At 72.2% G+C, this 19,969-nt stretch carries 16 protein-coding genes and 2 pseudogenes; 5 read left to right on the plus strand and 13 right to left on the minus strand.

Features of this window, described 5'->3' with window-relative positions; all coding sequences use genetic code 11:
* The first annotated feature begins 4 nt into the window (after window positions 1-4).
* A complete protein-coding gene (gene denD / locus ACQCO7_RS00800; protein ID WP_464069898.1) occupies window positions 5-1,009 on the plus strand; it encodes a D-erythronate dehydrogenase in 1,005 nt (334 codons plus the stop codon).
* 33 nt (window positions 1,010-1,042) lie between these two features.
* Here the strand turns inward: denD and ACQCO7_RS00805 are convergent, their stop codons facing one another.
* Window positions 1,043-1,336 carry a hypothetical protein gene (locus ACQCO7_RS00805; protein ID WP_464069899.1) on the minus strand — a complete coding sequence of 98 codons (294 nt, stop codon included), beginning with the start codon at window positions 1,334-1,336 and terminating at the stop codon, window positions 1,043-1,045.
* A 110-nt stretch (window positions 1,337-1,446) separates the two neighbouring features.
* Here ACQCO7_RS00805 and ACQCO7_RS00810 point away from each other — a divergent pair, with 110 nt between their 5' ends.
* Window positions 1,447-3,417 (plus strand): WD40 repeat domain-containing protein, encoded by a 1,971-nt coding sequence (locus ACQCO7_RS00810; RefSeq protein WP_464069900.1) that lies wholly within the window; start codon window positions 1,447-1,449, stop codon window positions 3,415-3,417.
* A 155-nt stretch (window positions 3,418-3,572) separates the two neighbouring features.
* Here ACQCO7_RS00810 and ACQCO7_RS00815 read toward each other — a convergent pair whose 3' ends face one another.
* On the minus strand, window positions 3,573-6,452 hold the full coding sequence (locus ACQCO7_RS00815) for a BREX system ATP-binding domain-containing protein (protein ID WP_464069901.1): 2,880 nt from the start codon (window positions 6,450-6,452) through the stop codon (window positions 3,573-3,575).
* Window positions 6,453-6,812: 360 nt separating this feature from the next.
* On the opposite strand from ACQCO7_RS00815, the gene ACQCO7_RS00820 reads away from it, so the two are divergent.
* The gene (locus tag ACQCO7_RS00820) at window positions 6,813-6,971 is read left to right on the plus strand and encodes a hypothetical protein (RefSeq protein ID WP_464069902.1); all 159 of its coding nucleotides are present in this window, start codon (window positions 6,813-6,815) and stop codon (window positions 6,969-6,971) included.
* Between the two features lie 160 nt (window positions 6,972-7,131).
* On the opposite strand, the gene ACQCO7_RS00825 is transcribed toward ACQCO7_RS00820, so the two are convergent.
* The 11 genes and pseudogenes from ACQCO7_RS00825 to ACQCO7_RS00875 all read right to left on the minus strand — a co-directional run bounded on the left by ACQCO7_RS00825 (window position 7,132) and on the right by ACQCO7_RS00875 (window position 18,284).
* A complete protein-coding gene (locus tag ACQCO7_RS00825; protein WP_464069903.1) occupies window positions 7,132-7,347 on the minus strand; it encodes a hypothetical protein in 216 nt (71 codons plus the stop codon).
* Window positions 7,348-7,464: 117 nt separating this feature from the next.
* Window positions 7,465-7,956, minus strand: coding sequence for a hypothetical protein (locus ACQCO7_RS00830; protein WP_464069904.1), 492 nt, complete (start codon window positions 7,954-7,956; stop codon window positions 7,465-7,467).
* Between the two features lie 96 nt (window positions 7,957-8,052).
* A pseudogene (locus ACQCO7_RS00835) lies at window positions 8,053-8,427 on the minus strand (serine/threonine protein kinase); the annotation flags it as partial.
* Between the two features lie 850 nt (window positions 8,428-9,277).
* Window positions 9,278-10,261: a sugar phosphate isomerase/epimerase family protein gene (locus ACQCO7_RS00840; RefSeq protein ID WP_464069905.1), complete on the minus strand. Its 984-nt coding sequence runs from the start codon at window positions 10,259-10,261 to the stop codon at window positions 9,278-9,280.
* On the minus strand, window positions 10,258-10,866 hold the full coding sequence (locus ACQCO7_RS00845) for a nucleoside deaminase (protein WP_464069906.1): 609 nt from the start codon (window positions 10,864-10,866) through the stop codon (window positions 10,258-10,260). The genes ACQCO7_RS00840 and ACQCO7_RS00845 overlap by 4 nt, the downstream gene beginning before the upstream one ends.
* Window positions 10,814-12,391 (minus strand): GMC oxidoreductase, encoded by a 1,578-nt coding sequence (locus tag ACQCO7_RS00850; protein WP_464069907.1) that lies wholly within the window; start codon window positions 12,389-12,391, stop codon window positions 10,814-10,816. The genes ACQCO7_RS00845 and ACQCO7_RS00850 overlap by 53 nt, the downstream gene beginning before the upstream one ends.
* A 48-nt stretch (window positions 12,392-12,439) precedes the next feature.
* On the minus strand, window positions 12,440-13,579 hold the full coding sequence (locus ACQCO7_RS00855) for an ROK family transcriptional regulator (protein ID WP_464069908.1): 1,140 nt from the start codon (window positions 13,577-13,579) through the stop codon (window positions 12,440-12,442).
* Window positions 13,580-13,634: 55 nt separating this feature from the next.
* Complete coding sequence (locus tag ACQCO7_RS00860; RefSeq protein ID WP_464069909.1) at window positions 13,635-14,516, minus strand: carbohydrate ABC transporter permease; 882 nt, start codon at window positions 14,514-14,516, stop codon at window positions 13,635-13,637.
* On the minus strand, window positions 14,513-15,433 hold the full coding sequence (locus ACQCO7_RS00865) for a carbohydrate ABC transporter permease (protein ID WP_464069910.1): 921 nt from the start codon (window positions 15,431-15,433) through the stop codon (window positions 14,513-14,515). Before ACQCO7_RS00865 ends, ACQCO7_RS00860 begins: the two co-directional genes overlap by 4 nt.
* Window positions 15,430-16,725, minus strand: a complete 1,296-nt coding sequence (locus ACQCO7_RS00870; RefSeq protein ID WP_464069911.1) for an extracellular solute-binding protein — start codon at window positions 16,723-16,725, stop codon at window positions 15,430-15,432. The genes ACQCO7_RS00865 and ACQCO7_RS00870 overlap by 4 nt, the downstream gene beginning before the upstream one ends.
* Before the next feature lie 491 nt (window positions 16,726-17,216).
* Window positions 17,217-18,284 (minus strand): DNA polymerase III subunit beta family protein, encoded by a 1,068-nt coding sequence (locus tag ACQCO7_RS00875; protein ID WP_464069912.1) that lies wholly within the window; start codon window positions 18,282-18,284, stop codon window positions 17,217-17,219.
* Window positions 18,285-18,470: 186 nt separating this feature from the next.
* Between ACQCO7_RS00875 and ACQCO7_RS00880 the strand changes: the two genes are divergently transcribed.
* Window positions 18,471-19,226 carry a sulfite exporter TauE/SafE family protein gene (locus ACQCO7_RS00880; RefSeq protein ID WP_464069913.1) on the plus strand — a complete coding sequence of 252 codons (756 nt, stop codon included), beginning with the start codon at window positions 18,471-18,473 and terminating at the stop codon, window positions 19,224-19,226.
* A gap of 363 nt (window positions 19,227-19,589) precedes the next feature.
* Window positions 19,590-19,865: pseudogene (locus ACQCO7_RS00885) on the plus strand (ATP-binding cassette domain-containing protein); the annotation flags it as partial.
* Between the last annotated feature and the right edge of the window lie 104 nt (window positions 19,866-19,969).

Below are 19,969 nucleotides of genomic sequence, written 5' to 3' on the forward strand. Positions count from 1 at the left end.
GCGCATGAGGATCGTGATCACCGGCGGTTTCGGCTTCCTGGGACGCGAGATCACCAGCACGCTGCTCAGGACCGGGACGTACGGCGGGGCCCCGATCGACCGCCTGGTGCTGGCCGACCGGTACGTGCCGCCGGAGGCCGAGGCGTACCCCGTGGACATCGTGCGGGGCGATCTGACCGACTCTCTCGGCGGGGTGTTCGCGGAGCCCGTCGACGTGGTCGTCCACCTCGCCGCCGCCGTCTCCGCCGAGTGCGAGGCCGACTTCGACCTCGGGATGAGCGCCAACCTGGACACCACCCGCGCCCTGCTCGAAGCCTGCCGGGCCCAGTCGGCGGGCGGCGGACCGGTCCCGCGCCTGGTCTTCGCCAGCAGCGTCGCGGTGTACGGCTCCGACCCGGCGCTCCCTCTCCCGCCGGTGGTCAGCGAGTCGACCCTGCCCATGCCCCGGTCGAGCTACGGCGTCCAGAAGTTCGTCTGCGAGCAACTGATCGCGGACTACACGCGCCGGGGTTTCCTGGACGGCCGTACCGCCCGCCTGATGACCGTCTGCGTACGCCCCGGCAAGCCGAACGCCGCCGCCTCCGGATTCCTCTCCGGCATCATCCGTGAACCCCTCGCGGGGCTCCCGGCGACCTGCCCCGTCGACCCCGGCCTCCGGGTGGCCCTGGCGTCACCGCGCCGCACGGTCGAGGGAATCCTCCGCGTCGCGGAAGCCGAACGCGGCACGGGCAAGGGCCGCCTCGACGGCACCCTCCCGGTCAACCTCCCCGCGCTCACGGTCTCGGTCGCCGAGATGCTGGCCACGCTCCGGCGCATCGCGGGCGACACCGTGGCCGGCCTCGTGACGGTCGCCCCCGACCCGGCCGTCGAGGCCGTCGTGGGTTCCTGGCCGGCCGTCTTCGACAACGCCCGCGCCACCGAGCTGGGTCTGACACCCGACCCGAGCTTCGATTCGGTGGTCCGGGACTACCTCGCCGACCATCCCGACGCGGTTCTGGCCGACGTATAGATGCCGTCGCCGTTCACCGGCAGCGGGACACCGTCACGCAGGCAGATGGGCCAGGACCGCTATGTCCGCGCCGAAACCGACCACCAGCCGCCCGTCGGGCGCTGCCGCCAGTATCTGCCGCCGCACCCCCGCACCGGCGTCACGGTGGACATGCCCTGACGCCCGGTACACAGCGGCTGCCAGCAGTTCCTCCGGCGAGGCGGCACCGTCCAGGCCCGCGAGGATCAGCTCCGGGTCGCCGTGCACCAGCCGGCCGGGATCGGTCAACCGCCCGCCCACCGCCGCGACTTCGCGGGCCGGACCACTGCTTGGGAGTTCACCGGGCATGGCCGGAACGGTAGCCGTGCCACCCTCGTCGACCGGATGACGAGCTGCGCAAAGGCTGCCGGACACCACGCCGCCTCCGGATTGTCGGTGTCGGCTGCGAGACTCGATCCATGATTGCGAAGCTGCCCCTGCACAGCGCTCGTTGGCGTGATCTCGACGGTGTGGAGGTCGAGGAGGTGGAAGCGCTCCTGGAGCAGTTGGCCACCGGGAGCGGCGATGCCTGGAGGCAGACCTGGTCATGCGTGAGCGGCGGCCTGCTGGACGACGGAGTCGTCTCCGACGGGGCCTATGCGGCCCTGCCGCATCTCGTCGAGGCGGCAGCGGCCCTGCCTCCGGAACAGACCGTGGACTTCTGGGTGGACATGGGATGCATCATGACCGCCGACTACCGGCCCCCCGTCCCGGCCGATCTGGAGGCGGGGTTCGCCGCCGCACTGCGCCTGGCCGAGCGGGCGGCCACCCGGAGCCTCCTCGCCGCCGAGGCTCCCGCGCGGGTCTGCGCGCACCTCGTGCTCTCCTGCGTGGCCTTCGCCGGCCACCACCTGGGCGAAGCGCTGGGGCAGTTCCTCGGCCTCGGTGGAAGCGGCCTCCTGCTGGTGTGTCCCGGGTGCGGGAGCGACACGGAGATCCCCGAGTTCTTCATGGACCCGGCGCGTGCGCCTTTCGAGGCTCCGGTGCTGGCTGAGCCCCTCCCCGCCCGGCAGGGAGGGGCTCCCTGGGAGGAGGTCGCCGCAGCACTGCGGGAAGAGGCGCTGGGGAAGGGGTGGGAACCCTTCCTGCGGGTGGCCCGCGACGTCGCGGCGGCAGGGGTACCACCCGGGACACCGGGTCAGGCCGTCCTGTGCCTGGTCGGCGGCATGGTCGCGGTCAAGGGCACCCCGCAAGGGACCGCGAGCGAACTGGCCCGCCGATTGATGTCCCTCACCGGACACTTCCGCTGCTGGGACTGCGAGCAGACGTGGACGATCGCCGACGGCCTGGCGGAGAGCCCGGACGGCGCGACGAACTCTGTCACGGTGGAGTCGGCGGCGCCCGGACGAACAGGTGACCCGGCGACCCGGTTCCGGCAGGACGGGAACACGGTGCACGCGGCCGACGGCACCCCCTGGGGTCGTACAGCGGTGTTCGCGGATTCCGCACCCGGGGATGTCGACGCCCTGGCGGTGGTGTCCCACCCCGGTCGGCCGGCGCTCGTGGCCGGCGCCGGGGACGCGGGCGTGGTGTGCCTGTGGGACGTGACCGACGGCCGGCTCGTCCGTGAGCCGCTGCCAGGGCATCCCGACCGTATCCGCTCGATGACGGCCCTCCCCCTGCCCGACGGCCGCGTCCTTCTGGCGAGCGGAGGCGACAGCGGGACGATCGCCGTATGGAACCCCGTCACCGGGCAGCCGGTCGGCGAACCGTCCGGCGCCGGGCCCGGCGGGGTGACCGGGATGTGTGCCGCGGCCGTCCCCGACGGCCGCACCCTGCTCGTCACCGCCACCCTCAAAGGCGCAGTCCGGCTGTGGGACCCGGACACCGGCGAGTGCGTCGGACGCCTCAACCCCTACGGCAGTCCGATCCAGTCGATCACCGCCGTCCCGATCGCCGACAGCCACACACTGATCGCGGCCTCGGACACCGCGGGCCGCCTCCACGTGTGGGACCCGGCCGTCGACGACCCCTGGGACAAGGGCGCGGCCGTGCAGCTGAGCGCCCGTGCGCTCGCCGATGCCGACCACCGGGTGGCGGCCGTGGCGGCCGTACCCGCACCCGGCCGAGCGATGCTGGCCACGGGAGACGACCGGGGCGCGGTCATGCTGTGGGACCTCGCCACCGGAGCCCCGGCCGGCGACGGTCTGCCCGTCTCCACCGGCACCGCCGGCCTGCCGGTCATCACCGCCGCCACCCCGCACGACGGTCGCACCGTCCTGGTCGTCGGCACCCGTCACGGTCACCGGCTGCGGGTATGGGAACCGGAGACCGGCGCGGTGGGGCACATAGCCCTGGACGTGGCGCTCACCTGTCTGGCCACCGCAGGCCCGGACCTGATCGTCGGACACGACCGCGGAGTCCTCAGCCTCCCGCTCACCGGACGGTGAACGCGTCCGGCCGGAGCAACAGGCCCTGGGACCAAGTGAATCCACGATTGCGGTAGCCCGCAGAGCGTCAGGAGGGGGAAGCGACCACCGGTGCACGTGAGCAGCGAGGACGACTCCTGTACGCGGTTCGCGCCTGACCGGACCTGAACGACCCGTCAGACGGCCGGCCGGTGGATCACCGCACCCAGTGCGCGCGGCAGTGCCGCCCGGGAGGGGATGTCGAGCTTGCGGTAGACGCTGCCGAGGTGGGCTTCGACCGTCCTGGTGCTGACGAAGAGCTGCTCCGCGATCTCTTTGGTGCGTTTGCCTCCGGCCGCCAGTTCCGCGATCTCCCGCTCCCGCTCGGTGAGAAGAGCCGCTGTCGCGCGGGACACCGGCAGCAGGCTCCTGGCCTTTGCCGCCTCCTCCAGAATCCGCTGTGCTCCGCAGGCCCGAGCGGCCTTTCCCGCCGTGTCGAGCCACTCCAGCGCCTGCTGGGTGCCCTGGGCCGCGTGCACGGAAGGCACCCCGGTCACCAGGGTCCAGGCGTGTTCCACCGGCAGGCCCGCGCGGCGGAACGACTCCGCGACGTCGAAGAACAGCCCTGCCGCCAGGCGGTGTTCTCCTTCGGCGGCGTGGAGTTCGGCTCGGGCTCTGCGTACGTGCTGCTGTTGCAGCGGCAGCCCCAGCTGTTCGGCCACGGTCTCCCCCGTCTCGGCCCAGTCGCGTGCGGCGTCGACGTCACCGCACCGCAGTGCCGCGACGGAGGCGAGGGCGAGGAGGGAAGGCTGCCAGGCTCGCAGCAGCCGCTCCAGCCGTGGACCGCCCTCCTCGACGAGGGTGCGCAGGCAGCCTTCCAAGTCCCCGCCGAGGAACTGGGCCTGGGCGCGCAGGCCGACCGCCACGGCTGCCCGCCAGCCCCGCTTGCGCAGGGCGAGAAGGAGCCCTTCCTCGGTGAGTTCGAGCAGCCTGTCGGTGTCCCGCCGCGGACGGGTCCAGAGCAGCCCCGTCGCCCGCAGGATCATGGCGACCCCGGCGGCTTCGTCGACCCCGCTCGTCCGGGCGAGCAGATGAGCCTCCTCGGCACGGCGGCAGAGGGTCTCCAGGCGCCCCGTCAGCTGGTCGAGGTGGCACAGGGCCACCAGTTGGTTGATCCGGATGAACCGCCGGGTGGCACCCGTGGTCGCCTGGAGTCCTCGTTCCAGATGCCGGTAGGCGTCGTGGAACCGCTCCTGGAACAACTCCGCGCAGCCGAGCATCGCCAGGACGTCAGGCATGGTGACGGCGGCGGCGTCCGGCAGGGCGTCCACGATCCGCGCGCACTCGGTGACCTCCACGACGGCCTCGGGCAGCAGCCCGAGCTGGGTGTCGCCGAGGGCGCCCAGGGCCCGCAGGTAGGGCACCGCCGGGCCGGCGGTGCCGGCCGCCTGCGCCGCCTCCCGGACCACGTCACGTGCCTCGCCGTACGTGCCCCGGAACAACTGCACCCGCCCGTACGCGGTGATCAGTTCGGCCGTCGGCCGCGGCAGCGGAACCGGCAGTGGGCGGGGTACGAGGTCGAGTGCCGTCCGGATCACCGCTTCGGCCTCCTGGTGACGGCCCAGCAACCGCTCCAGCTCTCCGCAGACCGCGTAGACGTTCAGCAACAGGTCCTCGGAGAGATCCGACTGATGCCGGAGCAGTTCGTGCACGAGCGTACGGGCTTCCTGTAGGCGGCCCACGGAACTGAGCGCCTGGCAATGGTCGAGCACCAGAAGGACCCGGGGGGCGCCGATCCGCTCGCCGGCAGGCAGGTGGTCCAGCGCCAGGCGCAGCCAACGGGCGGCGGAAGCCGGGGACTTGGCCATCGCCTCCGCCGCACCGTCGACCAGAACCTGCCGGGCCTGAGCACTGCCCGCGCCCACCAGGTGCTCGGCCTGCCGGGCACGCAGGAGCGCCGAGGCCCCTCGTGCGGTGAGCAGGTCCATGGCCCGCCGGTGAGCGCCGACGCGCGTGGACGGCGAAGGGTGTTCCAGGGCGACATGGCCGAGGACGGGGTGCCGGAAGACGTAGCCGCCGCCCCAGGGCAACGGCCGTATCAGGTCCACGTCGACGAGTTCGGTGAACGCTCCGAGGGTCCGTTCCAGACCGAGGCCGGAGACTTCGGCGACGTCGTCCGGCAGGAAGGGGTCGCCCAGAACGGCGGCGGCCTGGACCGCGTGCGCGGCGTCGGCGGTGAGGGAGTCCAGTTCGTTGACGACGAAGACGGCCTCCCGGAGCATGCCGTCCCGGTCCGTACCGGCGCTGAGCGGCCACTCGTCCGGGTCCCACCGCGCCGCGAGCAGAATGCGCAGCATCCGCGGGTTGCCGCCGGAAGCGGCGTGCAACTGCTCGACGTAGGTGCCGTCGACCACGGGCGCCTCGGAGGCGCGCCACTCGGTGTACGCGTGGTCCCGCGCCGGGCGGGAGACGGCGTCGGTGGGGGACCCCGCGTGGCCGAGCAAGGCGGATATCGCCCCGAGGTCCAAGGAGGAGGGGGCCAGGCGGACGACCGAGCCGGTCTCCACTCCGTGTTCGAGCGCTTCTCTCAGCACCGGGCCGGACTGCCGGGGACGGTGTGCCAGGGCCAGGACGAACGGGCCGGGCGGGGGTGTCCGCACCAGCTGCGCGATCAGTCTCGCGGACTGCTCGTCGCACAGGTGCACGTTGTCGAGGACGAGCACACCGCCGTGCCGCGCCGCCCAGCGCCCCAGCGCGTTCCGCACCTCGGCGTCCGGCTCCCGTGTCGTCGAGGGGTTCCGCGCCTCCAGGGCGTCCAGCACCTCGGTGATGATCTGGCCGGGTCGTGTCGCACCGCGCGCGGCGTGGGCTCGCGCCACCAGGGCTCCTGCCTCGGCGGCCCGCTCGGCGAGCAGACCGAGCAGGGTGGTCTTGCCGATCCCGGGTTCTCCCGTGACCTCCAGGACCGCTCCCCGGCCGTCGGCCAGATCCTTGACGACCGCGGAAAGACACGCGACCTGCGCCTGTCTGCCGACGAGAACGGTGTCGTTCCCTCGGGCCCGATCCTTGGGGGGCAAGCGGTCCTCTCCCTTCCCCTGGACGTGCGCACGAACGAGAACACCATCTGTTACCGGCCAATTCGGATATTAGGCCATCCCGTTGGCCGGCTCGCGGCGTGAACGGTGCTCTGCGGGAGGGCCGGGCTCGGCAGGGAACCTAGGTAGGCGATTACGTAGTTCTACGAATGCCTCCGGGAGACGGCGTCGGGAGACTCGCCTCATGAGCTTCCGGGCGGGGCCGTGGTGTCACGGCGGGGGAGCTTGCTGCCTCTGTGCTGGGCAGCCGTCATCAGCGGAACGCCGTCCGGTCGGTCGACAGAGTCCAGCTGAACAGGGGAGAGTCCTCCATTGGTTTCCAAGATTCGTGTCCTTCTGGGCATGCTCGTGCTTCTGGCGCTGGCCATCGGCGCCATCGCCGTGCTCGCGGCCATGAAAGCGGGCGCCGTCTGGTTCACGATCGTTCCTCTCGGCATCCTCTTCATCGGCGCGTCCGTGATCCGGTCGCTCGGATGGTTCGACAAGAAGACCGGCAGCTGACCCGGCGGCTCGCGGGGCACGGCGTTCGGGGAGAGGCAGACGCGCGGGGTGCCGGGAGGGGACGACGAACGGGATCATCGGCGCGTCTCCGATGCCGGCCTCGCCTTCCGGATGGGCAGTTGACCTGACGGCAGGACACTCAGGCTCCGCCGGCACACCGTCAGGCCGGTTCGCGCTGTTGCACGACACGCAGGCGGACGGCCTCGTCAGCGATACCGAAGGCGGCGGTGCGCCACTTCCACGCGTACGGACGGCCGAGCCTCCGCCGCTCAGGTCCTGGTCCGGTACCGCCGTGTGCGCCGCCCTGCTGGCCGAGGACATGGTGGCGCCCTCCCTCACCCGGCGTCTGGTCGAACGCCTCGGCCTGACCGATCAAGAGAGGCCCTCACCCTGGTCGCACGGGGACTGGCCGACAGTGAGATCACGGCCGTCTCTTCATCGAGGAGACGGCCGTCACGCCCCACCTCGGCCGTGTCCACGCCGCCGTCTTCGCCTACGGGAGCGGGCTGGTACGGGCCGTGCCGGGGGCCAGCAGCCGGCGGATGCGCTCGTACTCGGCGGCCATCTCCGGTGTGGCGAGGATGTCGTCGAGGTCGGCGGAGACCTCGTGGTCGATGTCCTCGACGGAACGGATGGCGAGTTCGTAGAGCTCACCGCGCCGGCGCTGCTCCAGGTAGCTCTTCCAATGCGCCAACGCGCCGACGGCGGTGAGGACTCCGGGGTCCAGATCGTCCTCGACCAGGATGCCGTCGTAGATCGTCGCGAGCGCGTCGTGCAGCTCGGCGGCACTGATCGTCAGAACGTTCGCGCAGGCGGTCGTCAGAGCCGCCCGGGCCTCTTCGCTGAGTTCGTCCTCGGCCGCACCACGGAGCAGCTCCGGCCGCACCAGACGCGTGACCGTCTCCTCCCCGAAGGCACGAACGTCGTCCTCGGTGGCCGCGACGACCATCCGGAGGATGTCCTCCTCAAGTTCGCTGTAGTCCACGGCCGCAGCTTAGGCGGAGCATGACCGAGACCCGCGTCCGGGCTCCTCAGGAAGGTCACCGCAGCCTCGGACAGCGGCGTCCCCGGTGACAGACTTTCAAGGACCTGCGTGACGGGACAGGGTTGTCGTGCCCCTCTTGCGGGAGGGCAGCAGGGCGAGGTGTTCCTCGCGGACGAGGCCGAAGCGCAGGGCCACGGAGACCAGGGCGGCGCGTTTGGCCCCGGTACGGGCCGGGACGTCCGGGGAGTCGGTGAGGTCCAGGCGGAGTTTGCGGCAGGCCAGGTAGTCGATGTGGTAGTTCACCGCGGACCGGGTCAGATCCTCGCAGTCCGGCAGACCACGCAGACGTTCCGCGATGTCCCCGGCACCGGGCAGGGTGCTGTCGGAGGGGTCGCGCAGGCGCGGTTCGCACAGGGCGACGAGGACGAGGAAGTACTTCGCGGCCGTGTCGAGGGCGTACGGGTGCACAATGATCGTCTCCACGCCAGATCCCCCCGAACACACCGGCTGCCTCACCAGTAGAGGACGCACACCACGACCATCGGTTGCATCGCTCCGGTGCACCTGCCCTTTCGGATACGGTTTGCCCGCTCCCCTCCCTCTCGTCTGGCCGACCCGCCCGCGAGACCAAGCGGATCGCGAAGGCCGTTGAGGCGATCACCCCGACCGAGATCTCCGTCTCCCGCAAGCTGGCGGCGCACATCCGAACGACACCGAGCCGGGGCGCGTGCCGTGCTGTCGGGGCGGCTCATGCCGAGGCAGTCGGCAGCGGGGCAGAACTTGCGGCGTCCGCAGGGGAGACGGCGCGGATCTCCCGCCATCTGCCGGCGGGGCCCGCCTGCCGCCGAACGCTGCCGGATTCACCCAGAGCATCGCCGATGCCACCCAATACCTCCTGCCCGCCAAGGCCGTCGACGCGACCGGAACCGCCGTAGACATCTACCGGAGGCTGCCCGCCACCGTTCCAGGGGCCTGACCAGGAAGGCCGCCCTCGCGGGACGGCCGGCACCCCGGCAGGCGGCACCTATTGACGACGCCGCACGGTCCGCCCGCGACGCCATCACGATCACCAAGGCCATCGCCAACGACCCGGCGTACCAGGAGAACCACACCAGCTACGGCCGCCGCGTCCTGATCACCGCCCGAGACCTGCCCGAGGAGAAGACGCTCGCGGCCACCGAATACACGGTCGGCCTCCACAGCAGGGCCGTCACCGGAACCCGTACGACCCGGCCCCCTCGACCGCTATCTGCACCGGCCGCCCGGCGGCAGCCGTACGCGTCGGCCGTGGAGGCCAGGGCACCGGCGGCCTCGGTCGCCCTCACCGATGCGAGCGGTCCTGTCCTTCGGCGGGCGCGGTGCGACCGTCGGCCGCCGACCCCGCCAGGGCCCCTTCCGCGACGGCCTTTCCCGCCCGCAGGGCAGCCACAGGGTCGGCCGCCTCGTCCAGTTCGACGAGCACGATCCCGGTACCGGGCGTGCGGGACATCGCGTCGGCCCAGGCCCGCCACTCCACGATGCCGGTGCCCAGTTCGGTCATGTAGGGCTGCTGCTGCGCGAAGACCGTCTCGTCGATGGTGAGTTCGACGTCGATCGGCTTGACGGCGTCCTTCCAGTGCGCGAGCGCGATGCGCTGGGAGTGGCGGCGCGCGACGGCGACGGGATCGCCCCCGCCGAGTGCGATGTGGCAGGAGTCGGGGCACAGCCATACGTAGCGCGGATCGGTCAGGGCCATGAACAGGTCGATGTCCCGTTCGTACCAGAGGGTGCTGTTGGACTCGGTGTGGAAGGCGAGCTTCACGCCGTGGCGGGAGACGGCCTCGCCGACCACGTGGGCGATGTCGGCCATCCGGGTCATGTACGCGGCGTCGACGAAGAACGGCGGACGGGTCCCGAGCGTCGTACGCATCGGCAGTCCGGCGACGAGGAGCCTCGCCCCCGCCTCGGAGAGGAAGGCGGCGCGGCGCTCGGCGTCGGCGACGATCGCGGGCAGGCTGCCGGCCTGCCGCCAGTCGGGGGCGTCGGCGCCCGCGATGAACGCGCTGACCACGGACAGGCCACGGTCCGCGAGCGCGCGGCGGAAGGAGGCCGCGCTCCCGAAGGCGCGCAGCGCGGAGTCGATGTCGCCGGGCGGGAAGGTCAGCTCCAGGCCGGTGATCCCGGCCTCGGCCAGCGCGTCCATCACGCGTTCCCAGAAGGGCCGGGGGTGGTCGTGGGCCCAGTCGCGCAGGGCCTCGGCGGAGTCCAGTCCCCAGAAGTCCGGGTGGTAGAAGGTGACGGCGTCGGTCGCGAAGAGCGGTGTCACGCGGCGCCTCCACGGGCGTTGTAGACGGTGACCCCGTCGGCGTCGACGGCGTCCCGGTAGGCCCGGAACACGGCCAGCGCCTCGCCGCGCAGCACGTCCGGTACGACGGTGATGCCGCGTGCCTCGAACTGCTCGGCCCAGTCCGCGCCGAGGGGGCCTTCGTCGAAGGTCGTGATCTCCTCCAGGTCCGGCCCCTCGCCGGCGACCACGAGGCCGCGCACCCCGGACCACATCGCGGCGCCGTAACACTGCACGCACGGGCGCCAGTTGACGACGAGTTCGTGCGCGGGCAGGCCCTCGCCGCCGAGGTCCCAGCCGCCGGTCGCCCGTTGGGCGAGGCCCAGCGCGACGACCTCGGCGTGCGCGCTGGAGACGCCGGAGGCGAGGACCACGTTCACGCCGACCGAGACGATGCGGCCGGTGTCCCGCTCGGCGACGAGTGCCGCGAACGGCCCCCCGTTGCCCTCTCGCCAGTTGCGGTCGGCCAGGCGGTGGACGAGACGCATCCGGCCTTCGTGGGCGGGGATGACGGCCGGCACGTCGGCGAGTTCGTCATCGATCCACGCGGGCAGGGCGACGCGGTATTCCTTCGGGACGTCGATCATGGTTGCGGATTCCTTTCAGAGGGCGGGCGGCGACGGCGCGCGCGGCGCGTACCGCCGTCACCGCGCCGGCCAGGGTGACGTTGGCGGCCATCGCGGTGGGGATCACGCCGTTGCCCGCGAGGTAGAGGTTGTCGAAGCCCCACACCCGGCCGTCGGGGTCGCACACGCTGGTGCCGTCGTCGGCGAGACCGGCGCGGACGGTTCCGGTCTGGTGCAGCGAGGAGCCGGGCGGGAGCAGGGCCCGTTCGGTGGCGGGGTCGAACGGGCCGAACTCCTCGGCGAGCGAACGGACTTCGTCGAGTGCCCGGCCGATCAGCGTGCGGTCGGCGTCGGAGTAGCCGAACTCGACGGTGATCCGTGGCATCCCCGCGAGGTCGGTCCGGGTCTGCGAGAACACGAGCCGGTTGTCGGGGCGCGACTCGACGGGGACGTACAGCGACAGGCCCACCGAGTGGGCCAGGGGCCGGCCGGTGTCGTCGACGTAGGTGCGGTTCATGACCTGGCCGTGGAACGGCTGCGCCGCTCCGTTGTGCGGCAGCCAGAGCGAGTCGGTGGCGAACTCGCCGGGGCGCGGCAGGGGCAGGGAGTCGAGGCCGATACCGAAGCGGTCGAGGTCGAGGAGGACCCGGGCGCTGATGAACGCGTGCTCGTTGAGGTGACGTCCCAGCGCCCGCGGCCGGATGCCGGACGCGAACAGCAGTTGCGGGGTGCGCAGCGCGTCGGCGCACACCACCACGGTGTCCGCGCTCAGTTCGGACTCGGCGCCGTCGGCGACGCGGCGCAGGCGGGCGCCCAGGGCCCGGCCGTCCTCGGTGACGAGGGCGGTGGCGAGGGTGCCGGTCAGGAGCGTGAAGGCCGGGTCCCCGCCGACCGCGATCGGGGGGAAGATCGTTCCCGGGGCCGTGCGTGGCATGGGTCCCGTCGGGGTCGGGGTGACCGCCATGGGCATCGGCTGCGGCTGCCGGTCGTGCGGTCCGACGCCGTCGAAGCGGCGGCCCAGCACGTCGAGCACCACCCGGCCGACCGGGGTCGGCCCGATCGCGGCGGGCGTGACCGCGAGCAGCCGGCGCGCGGTGTCCAGATCCGTCGTCCAGCGGTCCGGGTCGCCGAAGTCGAACGCCTCGTCCCCGGCGGGCCAGGGGGTCGCGGCGGTCCAGTGCACGCCCATGCCGCCCGCGTTCCAGGCGAGCGCGGCGGCCGGCATCGCCTCGGCGTCCTGGCCGAGGGCGAGCGCGTGGAACATGCCGGGTGCCAGGCCGGTGACGCTGTCCGCGACGTCGCGGACGACGTCGGCGCCCGTGTACAGGCCCTGGACGCCGGTGGCGACCTGTTCGTTGTAGCGCGACCACAGAGCCGGGTCGTCGAGGTCGTGCAGGTGCAGGCCGGGGGCCGCGCCGATCGGCCGGCCGCCGTCGACCATGGTGATGTCCAGCGCCGGATCGGTGTCCCGCAGCAGCCGGGCCACGAGGGATCCCATGATGCCGCTGCCCACGATGAGAACGCCGGTCCTGCTGGTGCCGGTCATGGTCGGGCTCCTGAGGTGTGAGGGGAGAAGCGCGGGTGGGGTGTGTGCTCACGCGCGCGGGACGGGCGGGCCGAACAACTCGGTGTCCATGTGGTCGAGCACGAACTTGACGGCGCCGATGAGCGGGCCGTCGGAGCCCAGTGCGGTGGCGCGCAGTTCGACGGCGGGGGTACGGGCGCCGCGCATCGCCGCGCGCACCCGGGGCAGCAGCACATCGGCCGCGTCCTCCAGCCCGCCGCCGAGGACGATGAGCGACGGCGCGACGGTCCACGACAGGGTGGTGAGGATCGACGCGATGTTCGCCACGAACTCGTCGACCTCCCCGAGCGCCGCCGCGTCGCCCGCCCGGGCCTCGGCGAAGCGGCCGAGCGCGACCCGCCGCCGGGCCTGATCCGGTGAGGTCAGCCACGCCACGGGGCGGTGCTCGACCGAGCCGGCCGGCAGCGACACCGCCTCGGCGATCTCACCCGCCGCGCCTTCGAGACCGCGGTGGACGTCACCGCGGATGAGGATGCCGAGACCGGTCCGGTTGCCGAGCATCGCCCAGACGACGTTGTCGTGGTCACCGGCCGCACCCCGCCAACGCTCGCCGAGCGCACCGAGGTTGGTGTCGTTGTCCGCGAACCACGGCACACCGACGCGCCGCCCGAGTTCCTCGGGCAGACGTACGCCTTCCCACTGCGTCGTGTGCACCAGGCGCCGTACGACGCCGTCGTCGTCGATCGCGCCGACGCCCGCGATCGCGCCGGCCCGCAGCCGGTCCGCCGTCCCGCCCGCGTCGGCCAGTGCCTCCAGGACCAGGGCCGCCGCGTCGTCGAGGGTGGCCTGCGGGTCCTGGTAGTCGCGCAGTGGCCGGTGCGCCCGGCCGACGATGCGACCGCGTACGTCGGCGACGACCGCGGCCCCGTCCAGGGTGGTGATGCGGACGGCCGCCAGCAGCGCGTGGTCGGCCCGCAGTTCGTACCGGCGCGCGGGGCGCCCGGCGCAGCCGCTCACCGGCACCCGGTCGAGTTCGCTCACCCAGCCCGCGTCGACGAGCGAGTCCAGGACGAGTTCGACGGTACGGCGGGACAGGCCGACCCGCTCGGACAGTTCGGCCAGCGTCATCGGCCCGGCCGACACGGCCAGCGTGCGCAGGATCACCGAGGTGTTGACCCGCCGGACGGCGCTCTGGTTCATCCCGGGCATCGGCACGCCTTTGCCGCGTCGTCCCCGAAACCGCGCGCGGGCGCCTCCACCGCGATCACCGCATTCCCGATCCGGCGACGCCCTGGACGAAGTAGCGCTGGAGGAACAGGAAGAGCACGAGCACCGGCAGCATGACGACGATCGCGCCGGCGAGCATCAGGCCGTAGTCGGTGACGTGCGCGGCGGCCTGGCTGGTGGCGGCGAGGCCCACCGGCAGCGTGTAGGTGGAGGTGCTCTGGGCGACGACGAGCGGCCAGATGAAGTTGTTCCACGAGGTGAGGAACGACATGATCGTGATCGTCGCGACGGCGGGACCGGCCAGCGGCAGGAAGATCCGGAAGAAGATCCGCAGCTCGCCCGCCCCGTCGATCCGGGCCGCTTCCAGCAGTTCGTCGGGGACCGACAGGGCGTACTGCCGCATGATGAACACGGACAGCGGCAGCGCGGCGCCGGGCAGGGCGATACCGGTGAGGGTGTCCGCCAGGCCCAGGTCGACGGTGATGACGAACTGGGTGACGAACACGGTGGTGAACGGCACCATCATCGCCGCCATGACCGCGCCGAACGCGATCCGCCTGCCCGCGAAGTCCAGCTTGGCGAGCGCGTATCCCGCGGCCGACGCGGCCACGATGTTGCCGGCGACGACGATGGCCGCGACCACGACGCTGTTGGCCAGGAACCGGCCGAAGCCCTGGGTCCGGAACAGCCGGACGAAGTTGTCGAGGGTGATGTGGTGCGGGAGCCAGGCGCCGGGGTCGGAGCGGATCTCGTCGAGGCCGCGCAGCGAGCCGCTGAGGACCCAGACGAACGGCAGCAGCGTGAGCAGCGCGCACAGGACGAGCGCGCCGTACAGCAGGGGACGGGCGATGGACCGTCGGCGCGCCCGTGTCTGTTCGTGCGTCAGTTCGGCGCCTCGCGGTGCGGCGATGGTGGTCATGCGCGGGGCCTCAGCATTCGGAACTGGACGATGCTCACCAACGTCACGAGGAGGAGTGTCATGAAGGACGCCGCCGAGGACATGCCGAACTCGCCGGCCCCGAACTGGTGGTAGGTGTAGAGGGCCATCGACTCGGTGGAGCCCAGCGGGCCGCCGCCCGTGAGGAGATACGGCTCGTCGAAGACCTGGAGGTAGAACACGGTCAGCAGGACCGACACCATCAGCGTGGTCGGCATCAGCAGCGGCAGGGTGATGTGCCGGAGCTTGTGCCGGCGGCCGGCGCCGTCGAGGGAGGCGGCCTCGTACACGTCCCGGGGTACCGCCTGGAGACCGGCGAGGAACAGCACCATCGCGATGCCGACGTTGCGCCAGACGCCGAGCGCGATGACCACGGGCATGGCCAGGTGCGTGTCGTCCAGCCAGTTCGGCCCGGCGAGGCCGATGGCGCCGAGGACCTTGTTGACGGTGCCGTCGGTGTTGAAGGCGTACTGCCAGATCATGGCGACGGCGACGACGTTCGTGACGACCGGCGCGAAGAAGACGGTACGGAAGACGCCGCGCAGCCGCCGGATGCCGGAGTTGAGCGCGAGGGCGAGCGCGAACCCGAACCCCATGGTCAGCGGCACGCCGACGGCCACGAACAGGACGGTGTTGAGGATGTCGCGCAGGAAGACCGGGTCCTCCAGCAGCCGGGCGTAGTTCTCGATGCCGGTGAAGTCGACGGCGAGCGGATGCCGCAGGTCCGTGCCGCGCAGGTCGGTGAGGCTGAAACCGAGCGCGGCGACGGTGGGTATCGCCGTGTAGAGCAGGAACACCAGGGTGAACGGTGCGAGGAACAGCCAGGCGACAGCCGTTCGCCGGGCGCCCCGGGACCGGCGCGCACCGCGTGGCCTCGTCGGCCCGATGGCGGCGGTCATCGGCCCGTGCCGAGGCTCTCGGCGTACGCCTGCACGTTCGCGGCGGCCTTCGCGGCGGTCCCCTGGCCCTTGGCCACGGCTTCCATCTCCTTGCCCAGCCGGGTGGCGACCTGCTGCCAGTTGCTCACCCGCGGGAACGCCCGGGTGTTCTTCAGCTGCGTGAGGAAGGCGGCCAGCAGCGGCTGGCCCGCGAGGGCCTGGTCGGTCCAGGCGGAGGCGACGGCGGGCAGTGAGCCGTACGCCTTGTACTGCGCGACCTGGGCGCTCGGCTCGCAGAGGTGCCGGACGAGTTTCCACGCCGCGTCCGCGTTGCCGCTGTCGGCGAGCACGCCCCAGCTGCCGCCGGCGGAGAAGGAGACGTTGCCCGACGGTCCGGCCGGCAGGGGTGCGGTGGCGACGTGGGCGGCGGTCCAGCCGGTCTTCTTCGCGACCGCGTCGAGCTGGCCGATGACCCACGGGCCGGTGATCATGCAGGCGGTCCGGCCCGACACGAAGGACGGCTGCGCGTCGAGGAACGTGGGCCCGCTGGTGTCGGCGACGCCCGAGGTGAAGAACGACGCGTTGTACGTGATCGCGTCGGCCATCGCCGGTGTGTCGAGCGTCCACTTGCCGCCGGGCGAGAGCAGTGAGCCGCCCGCCTGCCAGGCGTACATCGCGGCGTCCTGGCCGTTGAAGACGTCCCAGCCGATGTCGGCCCCGAGGCCGTGCCCGGCGCCGGCGCGCTGGAGCGCCTTGAGGAACGGCACCGTCTCGTCCCAGGTCGCCGGGGCCTTGACGCCTGCCTTCTTGGCGAGGTCGGAGCGGTAGACGAGCGCGTAGGTGTAGGCGTACCAGGGCACCGTGTAGGCGACGTTCTTCACCACACCGGCGTCCCACAGGCTCGGGAAGAAGGCGGACGGGTCGACGAGGCCGCCGGGGACGGGCCGCAGGATCGACGGGTCGAGGAACTGGGCCTGCGACTCGGGGAAGAACTGGGCGACATCGGGCCCCTTGCCCGCCGCGATCGCCGACTGGAGCTTGGTGTAGTACTCGGCGTTCGGGATCAGCGTGAACGTCACGTCGAGGCCGGGGTTCGCGGCCTTGAACGGCTTGATGACCTTGTCGAGCACGTTGGCATCGCCCTGTGCGGCCCAGACCTTGACGGTTCCCTCGGCCGGGGAGTTGTCGACGGGCTTCGCGGTGGCCGCGGTCGCCGTGCTGTCACCGCGACCGCAGCCCGCCAGGGCGAGACCGCCGAGGAGAGCTGTGCCGGCGGTCAGCCGTAGGACGCCGCGTCTGGAGGGGTGGGACACGCTGGGCTCCTGTCACATGGGCGCTGGGCGCAGGGGGGATTTCGGGGGAAGTAGCGATTTCGGTCCGGTGGGGCCGGTGGTGCCTGTGCGGCGTGGCAGTGACCGTAGGCGGGGCGGGTTGCGGTGGCATCGCGGATCCGTCACCGGGCAATTTCGGAACTTGTAGCAAAATCCCTCGGCGCTGCGCCGTACGGCCTCCGGGCGGCCGGTACTCCCGCGGTGCTTCGCGCTGTGACCTGTGGGGACGCGGCGGGGCGGCAGTGGCGAGCCACGGTTGGCGCTCGTTCGCGGGGAGGGGCTCGGGCGCGACACCAGGAGAGCGCTTCCGCCGAATCACGCGTCAGGACCCGAAGCTGTCCCTCTTCTTCACCGCCCCCCGACGGCACACGAGCGGGACGCGTCTTCCTGCGTCCTACGGGAGGGGCGGGCCGCCCTGATCCAGCTGCGTCCGATGGGTCGGAGCGGGCCGGATCAGGGAGGGCGAACCTACGTCAGTCCTCCATGCGGACCGGCATCAGGATCGAGAAGGCGCCCTCGTCGTCGGGCCGGCGGATCGCGATCGGCGCTGTGGGGGCCCCGAGCTCCAGAAGCAGTCGGTCCCGGGCTCCGGCGGCCAGCGCGTCCAGCAGGAACTCACGGTTGACCGCGACGCGGTTCGGGTCGTCGTCGCCGTCCGCGCAGAGGGTCACCATGCCGCCGTCCTCCACCCTGAGCACGCTGAGCTCGGGCGCTCCCGCCTCGGCGGCACGGACAGGACCGGTCTCCAGGGCCTTCCGGAAGGCCGCCACCTCGACAAGGGCGCGGCGTCCGCCGGCCGCCGGCAGGAGACGACGGTAGTCGGGGAAGTCGTGGTCGAGGCACTGACCGGCCGCCTGCCGGTCCCCGGCCTCCAGAGTCACACGGCCACCGTCGACGCAGAGCCGTACGGGTCCCTCGCCGTCCGACAGCGCCCGCATCGCGTCGACGAGCGGGGCGGGCACGATGACCTGCACCCGGCTCCCGTCGTGTCCGGCGACGCCGGCCCGCGCGACAGCCATTCGGTACCGGTCGGTGGCCACGGCATGGAGGCTCTCCCCCTCGATGTCGAACAGGACCCCGCCGAGCATGGGCAGCTCCGGGTCGGTGCTCGCCGCGAAACGGACCGTGTCCAGCGCGGCTGCCAGCTCGGGCGCGGCGATGGACAGCCGGACGGTGGCGATGCTGAGCGAAGTCATGACGTTCTCCCTGTGATCGAGCAGTGCTTGGAGCGCGGAGAACTCGCTGCGGGCATCGGACACCCCTTGTTCGATACGGCGCAGGTGTGCCTTGAGCAGCTTGCGGACCAGGCCGGTGTCCGCGCCGGACCAGCCGGCCAGCACCAGCCGGATGTCCGCCAGCGGCATCCCGGCCCGGCGCAGGCGGGCCAGCACCCGGGCCTCTTCGAGCTGCTCGGGTTCGTACCAGCGGTATCCGCTCACCGGATCCACCCAGGCCGGGACCAGTACACCGGCACGGTCGTAGAACCGCAGGGCGCTCACGCCCAGGCCGCTGTCGCGGGCCATCTCGCCGATGCTGCGCATGTCGTTCTCCACACCCGGCACTCTGGGCCCTGCACAAGGTCGAGGGTCAATCCGGCTCCGGAAGGGAGGCTTCGTCGACCGTCTCGCCTCCGGCGGGAACATCATCGAGACCGGCACCAACTCCTACCGGCTCGCCAGCCGACCCGCCTGCCCGGAGGATCCGCCCAGGCGGAACAATCACCCCTCGTGGGAGAAGCACTTCAGGTCATCGGCATCGTCGCGGCCACGTTCGCCACCGCGACCCTGTCGGCGGTGGCCGGGTTCGGCGGCGGAGTGCTTCTGCTGCCGGTGTTCGTCGCGGTCCTCGGCACCCGGGACGCCGTCGCCGTGCTGACCGTCGCGCAGTTGGCCGGCAACGGCAGCCGGGTGTGGTTCAACCGCCGCGAGGTCGACCGGCGCCTGGTCGGCGTCTTCGCGATCGGCGCCGTCCCGGCCGCCGTCGTGGGAGCGTTGTTGTTCGCCACCGCCCCGCTGCCCGCCCTCACCCGCCTCGTCGGCGTCTTCTTGCTGGCCATGGTCGCCTGGCGGCGCTGGAAGCCGCACGCCGCCCGCCTGGACGACACCGCGTTCGCCGCCGTCGGGGCCGCGTCCGGGTTCGGCTCGGCGCTGGTCGGCTCGGTCGGCTCGGTCGGCTCGGTCGGCTCGGTCGGCCCGATGGTCGCCCCGTTCTTCCTCGCCCGCGGCCTGCTGCGAGGCGCCTGCATCGGCACCGAGGCCGCTTCGGCGGTGGTGATGCACCTGACCAAGCTGGTCGTCTTCGGCGCCGCCGCGGTGCTGACCGCTTCCAACGCGCCCATCGGTCTGGCCCTGGCCCCAGCAGGCACCGCCGGCGCTTGGGCCGGAAAGAAGATCGTCGACCGGCTGCCCGCCCACGTCTTCGTCCTCGTGGTCGAGACCGGCCTGATCGTCTCCGGATTCCTGCTGGCCGTCACCGGCGGCTGATCACTGACCCGCATGACGCGTTCCGGCCTTCGGGCCGCGGCGAGACCGCGCTTGTCGCGCTGTGACACGGCGAGGCAGCCGACGAATCCGACGATCGCGGCCCGGTAGAACGTCTCGCGGCGGCGGGTGCGGGCCGAGCGTGCGGGCCAGGAGGTCCGACGCCGTCTCCCCCATGCCGGTGGTCAGCACCTCGACGATCCAGAAGCGGACGGTCACCTCCGGCACCCCTGAACGGCGTGCGCGCGGCAGCGGTGTCAGGTGGTACCGGGGTACTACCTGACGGGCGGGGATCGGTCCGCGGTACGACCGGACCGGGGTGTTCCGGGTCCTAGCGTGGCCGGTGTCCGACAGGAAGAGGCGCGCATGATCGACGCACAGCAACTGACCAAGAAATACGGCGAGAAGACGGCCGTCGACGGGCTGGACTTCGCCGTCGAGCCGGGGACGGTGACCGGCTTCCTGGGCGCCAACGGCGCGGGGAAGTCCACGACCATGCGGATGATCGTCGGACTGGACGCCCCGACGAGCGGCTCCGTGACGGTCAACGGCCACCGCTACGCCCGGCATCAGGCACCGCTCCAGGAGGTCGGCGCCCTGCTGGAGGCGAAGTCGGTCCACCCGGGCCGCTCGGCCTACCACCCAGCACGCCGAAGGCGGCCAGCAGAGAATGGGCATCGAGCACGTTGACAGTGAGCGTGGACATCGTCGCGACCCCTTCGGTCCGGCAGAGTGGGTGTGGCGCA

Source organism: Streptomyces saintjeani, assembly GCF_055409605.1.

Coding starts and splice junctions, on each gene's coding strand:
- ACQCO7_RS00860 (WP_464069909.1), bottom strand. CDS start 14,516: ATGACCACCATCGCCGCACCGCGAGGCGCCGAACTGACGCACGAACAG.
- ACQCO7_RS00805 (WP_464069899.1), bottom strand. CDS start 1,336: ATGCCCGGTGAACTCCCAAGCAGTGGTCCGGCCCGCGAAGTCGCGGCG.
- ACQCO7_RS00820 (WP_464069902.1), top strand. CDS start 6,813: ATGCTCGTGCTTCTGGCGCTGGCCATCGGCGCCATCGCCGTGCTCGCG.
- ACQCO7_RS00810 (WP_464069900.1), top strand. CDS start 1,447: ATGATTGCGAAGCTGCCCCTGCACAGCGCTCGTTGGCGTGATCTCGAC.
- ACQCO7_RS00855 (WP_464069908.1), bottom strand. CDS start 13,579: ATGCCCGGGATGAACCAGAGCGCCGTCCGGCGGGTCAACACCTCGGTG.
- ACQCO7_RS00845 (WP_464069906.1), bottom strand. CDS start 10,866: ATGATCGACGTCCCGAAGGAATACCGCGTCGCCCTGCCCGCGTGGATC.
- ACQCO7_RS00875 (WP_464069912.1), bottom strand. CDS start 18,284: ATGCGCAGCATCGGCGAGATGGCCCGCGACAGCGGCCTGGGCGTGAGC.
- denD (WP_464069898.1), top strand. CDS start 5: ATGAGGATCGTGATCACCGGCGGTTTCGGCTTCCTGGGACGCGAGATC.
- ACQCO7_RS00865 (WP_464069910.1), bottom strand. CDS start 15,433: ATGACCGCCGCCATCGGGCCGACGAGGCCACGCGGTGCGCGCCGGTCC.
- ACQCO7_RS00850 (WP_464069907.1), bottom strand. CDS start 12,391: ATGACCGGCACCAGCAGGACCGGCGTTCTCATCGTGGGCAGCGGCATC.